This window comes from Methylobacterium trifolii, assembly GCF_022179685.1.
GTDB lineage: Bacteria > Pseudomonadota > Alphaproteobacteria > Rhizobiales > Beijerinckiaceae > Methylobacterium > Methylobacterium trifolii.
In genome coordinates this window covers 1-7058 of sequence record NZ_BPRB01000384.1, presented here as the reverse complement: position 1 = coordinate 7058, position 7058 = coordinate 1, and the positions used below count along the sequence as shown (strand labels likewise).

The window sequence follows — 7058 nt, the reverse complement described above, 5'->3', positions numbered from 1 at the left end:
GGGAGCGCCGTATCCGGCAGCGTCGCTCCCCTCTCCCGACCTAGCTCGCGGGCCACCCTCTCCCGCAGGGGGGAGAGGGAAACGACCGTGGCGCCCTACTGCTTGGGAGCGGGCAGGCGTGAGACGAGGCTCATGCCGATGTCCATCCCTTCCAGTTGGTAGTGCGGCCGGAGATAGAACTTGGCCGAGTAGTAGCCCGGATTCTCTTCGTCCTCGAAGATGTCGACCCGCGCGGCGGCCAGCGGCTTGCGGGCCTTGGTGTGCTCGCTGGAATTCGTCGGGTCGCCGTCCACGTATTCGTTGATCCATTCCTGCAGCCAGCGCGTAAGCTGCGCCCGCTCCTTGGTGGAACCGATCTTGTCGCGCACCATGCACTTCAGGTAGTGGGCAAAGCGCGATACGGCGAACATGTAGGGCAGGCGCGAGGACAGGTTGTCGGAGGCGGTCGCCTCGACGCCCTTCTCGCCGTAATACTGCTTGGGCTTGTAGACCGACTGGGCACCGATGAAGGCGGCCTTGTCGGTGTTCTTGCGATGGATCAGCGGGATCAGGCCGGACTTGGCGAGTTCCGCCTCGCGCCGGTCGCTGATCGCGATCTCGGTGGGGCATTTCAGGTCGATCCCGCCGTCGTCGGTCGGGAAGGTGTGGCTCGGCAGGTTGACCACCTCGCCGCCCGACTGGACGCCGCGGATGCGCACGGTCCAGCCGCAATCCTTGTAGGCGCGGTTGATGTTGACGGCCATGGCGTAGGCCGCGTTCATCCAGGCGTACTTCTCGCCCGCATGCCCGTCCGTCTCCTCCTCGAAGGCGAACTCGTCCACCGGCTCGGTCTTGGCGCCGTAGGGCACGCGGGCCAGCACGCGGGGCATGCACAGGCCGACGTAGCGGGAATCGGGGGAGTCCCGCAGGCCCTTCCACTGCACGTAGTCCGGCGTGTCGAAGATCTTGGCGAGGTCGCGGGGGTTGGCGAGTTCGGTGAACGCGTCCATCCCGAGAAGCGTCGGATCTGCGGCGGCAAACAGCGGCGCGTGCGCGGCGCTGGCCACCTTGCCGAGTTCGCGCAGCAGCTGCACGTCCTGGGACAGGTGGCTGAAGTAGTAATCCGCGATCAGGCAACCGTAGGGCTCGCCGCCGAGCTGCCCGAACTCCGCTTCGTAGACCTTCTTGAACAGCGGGCTCTGGTCCCAGCGCGCGCCCGGATAGAGCCGGAGGTTCTTGGAGACCTCCTGCTTGGAGACGTTGATGACCTTGATCTTCAGGGTCGTATCGGTCTCGGAATTGAAGACGAGGTAGTTGAGGCCGCGCCACGCGCTCTCGATCTTCTGGAATTCCGGCGTGTGCAGGATCGCGTTGACCTGGGCAGTGAGCTTCTGGTCGATGCGGGCGATCATCTCCTCGATCGTGTCGAGGACGTCGTCCTTGATCAGGCTCTGGTCGGAGAGCGCCTCGCGGATCAGGGTGCCGACGGCGTTCTCGACCTCGGTGGCCGCGCGCTCGGTCCGCGGCTTGAAGCTCTGCTTGAGCAGGCTGGTGAACTCGTTGGCCTCCGCCGTCTCGACGCCGGCGGAGGCTGAGTCCTTGGCAAGCTCGGTGCTGTCTGCGGCCATCGTCGCGACTCTCGAAGCTGGGTGGGGAAGATTCTGGGCTGTCTAACGAGTCTGTTTGGATACTCGCGTCCCACAAATCCCCTCATCCTGAGGTGCTGCGAAGCAGCCTCGAAGGAGACCTCCAGCGCGTGCCGAGACTTCCGGAGGGCTCCTTCGAGGCTTCCACTGCGTGGAAGCACCTCAGGATGAGGGGAATGGATTGGGAGACGCGTTCGATGGGCCAACCTTATTGCTTGAATTGCAGTTCAGGACTCAAACAGGCTCTCAAGAAACGGGCTTCTCGCCCGCGTCCTCGGCCGGTGCCGCGAGGCGCTCCTTGAGCGTCGCCATCAGCGCCGGGTCCTTCAGCAGCGCCTTGATCTGGTCGCTGGCGGCGACCTTGCCGTCCATGTAGCGCAGGAGGTTGGCGAGCTGTTCGCGCGCCTCCAGGAGCTTGGCCAGCGGCGGAACCTGCCGCGCGATCGCGGCCGGCCCGAAATCGTCCATCTTCTTGAAGTGCAGTTCCACCGACAGCTTGGCATCGCTGTCCGACAGCCGGTCCTGCACGTTGAAGCGCACGCCCGGATCGATCGCGGCCATGCGCTGGTCGAAGTTGTCCATGTCGAAGTCGGTGAACTTCCGGTCGGCGATATCGGGCTTCTCGACGGTCGAGGCGTTCCCCGACAGGTCCGACATCACGCCCATGACGAAGGGCAGCTCGATCTTGCGCTCGGCGTCGTAGGGGTCCTCATAGGTGATGTGCACCCGAGGCGGCCGGTTGCGCTTGATGAACTTGTGGCTCGAATCGGACATGTCGGTGGCTTTCCAGCACGTGGTGGCCGTCCGGAACGCATGGGCCGCACGATTGGGAGCCGGACCCGCCGGGCCCGCATCGTCGCCGACGCAACCAAAAGCAGTCCACCAGATTTTACACCGCCACGCAAGGGGCAAGCACTGGTCCTGCCAGAACTTCGGCCGGCTTGGTCATGTAGAAAAGCTCAATTGGCGTTCAGGTCTGGCAGCACGTCCTTGAGGATCGCCAGGAAGTCCCGGTCGGCCATGCCCGCGGCCTTCTCAAGCAGGAGGGGGATCGGGCTCGACGGCTCGTGGCTGCGGAAGAAGTTTCCGGCCTCGCGAATCAGCGCCATGGCCTCGGCCCGCGTGCCGGCGCGGAAGGTCCGGGCCGGCGCTGCTTCACTTGTCTCTTCGGCATCCGGCTCGGCCGAGTCGTCGGGGACGGCCGAGAGCTGGTCGAAGCTCAGGCGCAGGCCGCGGTTGGCGCCGATGGCGATGGTCGCGTCCGCGGCGTAGGACGGGACCAGGATGCGCATCACCTCCAGGAAGGACTTGCCGACGAGCATCTGGGCCTGCCGCACCAGTACCTCGGCCGGGCTCGACGGCTCCTCGGTGCGCAGGTAGAGGCCGGCCGCGGCCAGCGCCGCCGAGGCTTCGCCGACATTGGCCAGGCGCCCGGTCACGCGGGGGGCTGCCTCCGCCGTCGCCGCCTCGGGCGCGTCCTCGGCGCCGTCCTCGACGGCTGCGACGGGCGCCTGCACACCAGCCGCGAGCAGGTCGCGCATCCGCCCCGACAGGCTCCCCAGGCGCTCCAGGTTGACCGCGTTGCCGTAGCCGCCCTGGCCAAGCGTGGCCGCGCCGATCCGGGCGACGGCCTCGGCCACCGCGGAGACCGTTTCCCGGCGTGCGGCCAGCGCCTCCGGCTCGGCCTCCTCGATCGCCCGCTCGATGCCCGCCCGGTCGGGGGCCGATTCGTCCTCGCGGGCGGCCACCTCGCCGTCGGCGATCATCACGCTGCGGAAGGTGATCGCCCCGTGGCGGCGGCTCTGGGCGAGCGCCACGTGCTGGAGCGGCAGGATCACGGTCGGCACGTCGTCGAGCGCCTGGAGGATGGCCGAGCGCAGCTCGAAGCCTCCCCCCTCGCCGCGGGGGTGGACGTCGGCCCAGCAGGTCTCCAGCAACGTGGCGATGGCGCCGAGCACGCCTGCGAAGCCCGCCAGGTCCCGGTCGAGCATGGCAAGGCGGGCCAGCAGCGCCAGGATGCGCACGTCGCGGGTGCGGGCCAGCAGCGCCAGGAGCGCCTTGGTCTCGCGGCCGAAATCGATGCTCGACCGGTCGAAGGGTTGCAGCCGGCCCTCGTCGTCCCGGCTGAAGAACGCGGACGGCAGCAGCCCTTCGGCGTGGGCGAGCCCGTTGAGGAAGTCGAGGTCGCCCGCCTCCTCCAGGTCGGGGCCGCAGGGCTCGTCGGGCGAGAGCGGCCCGGTCAGCGCCGCCGGATCGATGGACAGGGCCACGGGCGGGCCGGCCCTAGTCCGTTCTCAGGCGGGTCTCGACGCGCCGGTTCTCGCTGGCGGCCGGGTCCGGCACCAGGGGCTTGAGCTTGCCGTAGCCCTTGGCCTCCAGCCGCGGGCCGCCGACGCCGTGGGCCTTGAGGTACTCCACCACGGCGTTGGCCCGGCGCATCGACAGGTCGAGGTTGAAGGCGTCGCTGCCGGTGCCGTCCGTGTGCCCCTCCACCACGAACAGGGAGGACGACAGCTGCGGGTCCTTCAGGGCGCGGGCGAACTCGTCCAGGTTGGCGCGGGCGGGCGGGGTCAGGGTGGCGGAATTGTAGTCGAAGTTGATGCGCAGATCGAAGCCGTCGACAGGCTTGGACCGCTCTGGTATCTGTTTGGCGCACTCGGTCTCGGTCCCGATGCAGAGCGCGCGCGCCTCGCCGAGCTTACCCCCCGGCGAGAAGTGCGAGACGATGTCGGACGCCTTGTAGGAGGGATCGGCCAAGGCGGCGCCGGCGAGAGCGGCCAGGCCCGCCAGAGCGAGGGCCGGGAGGATCAGGGACAGTCGAGCCGGAGTGGTCATGGCGCACATCTGATGTCGAAGCCCAGCGATAAGATGGTCCAGAGCCATGCGAGACGGATGCTGTAGCGCGACGACGAACCAAAATCCAGCTTGGGTCGAGATGTGAGTTCAGGAATTCCCGACCAATTCTCTCAAACCGGCCGGGTCGCCGAATTGGTGACGCCGATCGGCCGTGATAAATTCGTCCTGACGCATTTCGAGGCCGAGGAAGGCTTGAGCGCGATCTTCGAATACAAGGTCGATGCCGTCTGTAACGACCAGAACCTCGATTTCGACAAGCTCCTCGGCAAGAACGCCCACGTGAAGTTCCGCTCCTACGACGGGGTCGAGCGCTACTTCAACGGGATCGTCGTGGACGCGGTCTGGACCGGCATCAAGCAGGCCACCTACGCCTACCGCTTCACCATGCGCCCCTGGTTCTGGCTGCTCGGGCGCCGGGCCAACTGCCGGATCTTCAAGGACAAGACCGTCGTCGACATCGTGGAAGACGTGTTCAAGGACGCGGGCTTCCGCGATTTCGAGGTCAAGGCCAGCCGCGGCGACTACGAGAAGATCGAGTACTGCGTGCAGTACCGCGAGACCGACCTCGCCTTCGTCTCGCGCCTGCTGGAGGAATGGGGGATCTACACCTTCCACGAGCACAGCGAGAGCAAGCATCAACTGGTGCTCGCCGATTCCCGCTCCTGCCACAAGCCGGTGAAGGGCGGCGGCGGCACCATCCCCTTCCTCCGGCTCGGCGGCCAGGACCGGCGCGAGCGCGAGCACGTCTCGACATGGCGGGCGACCCGCAGCTTCCGCACCGGCAAGTTTTCCACCAACGACTTCGACTACATGAAGCCCACCGCCAACCTGAAGGCGGACAGCCAGGGCTCGGCCCGCTACGAGAAGGGCGGCCTCGAATCCTACGATTATCCCGGCCGCCACACCGAGCACGATCTCGGCAAGCAGCGCACGAAGGTGCGGCTGGAGGCCGAGCAGGCGCAGGACCACCGCCGCTCGGTCTCGGGCGATGCGGCAAGCCTCCATCCCGGCGGCCTCGTCACCATCCGCCAGCACCCCACCGACGACGGCCAGTACCTCGTGGTCTCCGCCCGCCACGTCATCGCCCCCGAGACCTACCGCAGCGGGGACGAGGGGGCCGGCCCCGGCGAGGTCTATTCCGGCGTCTACGAGCTGCAGCCCGTCGACCGGCCGTTCCGGGCCCCGCTGCTCACCCCGCGCCCGCGGGTCTACGGCCCGCAGACCGCCCTGGTGGTGACGCGCAAGGGCAAGGAGAGCGAGGAGATCGACGTCGACGAGGAGGGGCGCATCTTCATCCAGTTCCACTGGAACCGGGACAAGGACCGGATCTCGCGGCCCGTGCGCGTGGCGCAGATGTGGTCGGGCAAGTCCTGGGGCTTCCAGGTGATCCCCCGCGTCGGCCAGGAGGTCGTGGTCCAGTTCCTTGAGGGCGACCCCGACCAGCCGCTCGTCGTCGGCACCGTCTACAACAAGGACTATCCCTATCCCTACAAGCTGCCGGACGAGAAGACCGTCTCGGGGATGAAGTCCGATTCCACCAAGGGGCACGGCGGATACAACGTGCTGACCTTCGACGACAAGAAGTCCTCGGAGAAGATCGCCATGCGCGCGGAGAAGGACCTGGAATCGGTGGTGCGCAACAGCGAGACCCGCGAGATCGGCGTCGCCTTCTCGCCGCCCTGCGGCGCGCCCTCGCGCTCGACCACCCTCAAGAACGGCGACGAGAAGCTGGCGGTGGAGAGCGGCAACTGGAAGGTCGAGATCGCCCAGGAGGTCCACATCAAGGCGGGCACCAAGATCGTGCTCGAAGTGGGGGCGAGCAAGATCACCATGGACCCGGCCTCGATCACCATCGAGGCCGGCACGATCACGGTGCACGGCACCGCGCTGATCGAGGAAAAAGCCCCCATGATCACCCTGAACTGACGAGGGCTTGGTGGGCGGCTCCCGTTTCAGCACCGCGCAGGAGATCTTCGAGGCGTTCCCGAGCGCGGAGCGCGACATCAGCGCGGGCCCGAGCGACGCGCCCCCCCTGGTCTACCTGGAGGGCCTGCGGCGCAGCGGCACGCCGGAGGACGGTGTCAGCCTCCTGGCCTACGCGCTGGGCCGCCGGGAGGCGGTGTGGTGGGCGGCCCAGAGCGTGCGCCTGCTCCTGCGGATCGCGGCCGGCCAGGAGGACGCGCCGCTCCAGGCGGCGGAAGCCTGGGTGCGCGATCCCGACGACCTGCGCCGGCGCGAGGCCCTGCGGCTCGGCATGTCCGGCAACCGGCGGCTCGCCACGCCCTGGGTGGCCCTGGCGGCCGGCTGGTCGGGGGGTAACGTCGCGCCGAGCGCCCACGCGGTGGTGCCGGCCACCCCGGAGATGACCCCGAAGGCGGTGCGGACCGCGATCCTGGTGGCGCTCGCCACCGTCAACGCCCGCGAGCGCTCCGGCCGCCTGCAGGCCACCATCGACATCGGCGTGCCGCTGATGCGCGCACGCGGCGGGGAGGGGTGAGTGGCTTTTTCGGTGCGATGCGATGGGCCGTCCGCGCGCAGCGCGGTTCCCTCCCCCCTCCGTGGGGGAGGGTGGCCCGC

At 68.1% G+C, this 7058-nt stretch carries 6 protein-coding genes; 2 read left to right on the top strand and 4 right to left on the bottom strand.

Features of this window, described 5'->3' with window-relative positions:
- Positions 1-95: 95 nt before the first annotated feature.
- The 4 genes from tssC to COGEMETH_RS24900 form a co-directional block, all read right to left on the bottom strand.
- A complete protein-coding gene (tssC, locus tag COGEMETH_RS24915) occupies positions 96-1607 on the bottom strand; it encodes a type VI secretion system contractile sheath large subunit (RefSeq protein WP_238185350.1) in 1512 nt (503 codons plus the stop codon).
- Between the two features lie 264 nt (positions 1608-1871).
- Positions 1872-2399, bottom strand: coding sequence for a type VI secretion system contractile sheath small subunit (gene tssB, locus COGEMETH_RS24910; RefSeq protein WP_238185349.1), 528 nt, complete (start codon positions 2397-2399; stop codon positions 1872-1874).
- Positions 2400-2584: 185 nt separating this feature from the next.
- Positions 2585-3895, bottom strand: a complete 1311-nt coding sequence (locus tag COGEMETH_RS24905) for a type VI secretion system protein TssA (protein WP_238185348.1) — start codon at positions 3893-3895, stop codon at positions 2585-2587.
- Between the two features lie 13 nt (positions 3896-3908).
- Positions 3909-4460 (bottom strand): OmpA family protein, encoded by a 552-nt coding sequence (locus tag COGEMETH_RS24900; RefSeq protein WP_238185347.1) that lies wholly within the window; start codon positions 4458-4460, stop codon positions 3909-3911.
- Positions 4461-4616: 156 nt separating this feature from the next.
- Between COGEMETH_RS24900 and COGEMETH_RS24895 the strand changes: the two genes are divergently transcribed.
- Together COGEMETH_RS24895 and COGEMETH_RS24890 are read left to right on the top strand one after the other, a co-directional pair.
- Complete coding sequence (locus COGEMETH_RS24895; RefSeq protein ID WP_238185346.1) at positions 4617-6407, top strand: type VI secretion system Vgr family protein; 1791 nt, start codon at positions 4617-4619, stop codon at positions 6405-6407.
- A 10-nt stretch (positions 6408-6417) separates the two neighbouring features.
- Positions 6418-6978, top strand: a complete 561-nt coding sequence (locus COGEMETH_RS24890) for a DUF6931 family protein (protein ID WP_238185345.1) — start codon at positions 6418-6420, stop codon at positions 6976-6978.
- The last annotated feature ends 80 nt before the right edge of the window (positions 6979-7058 follow it).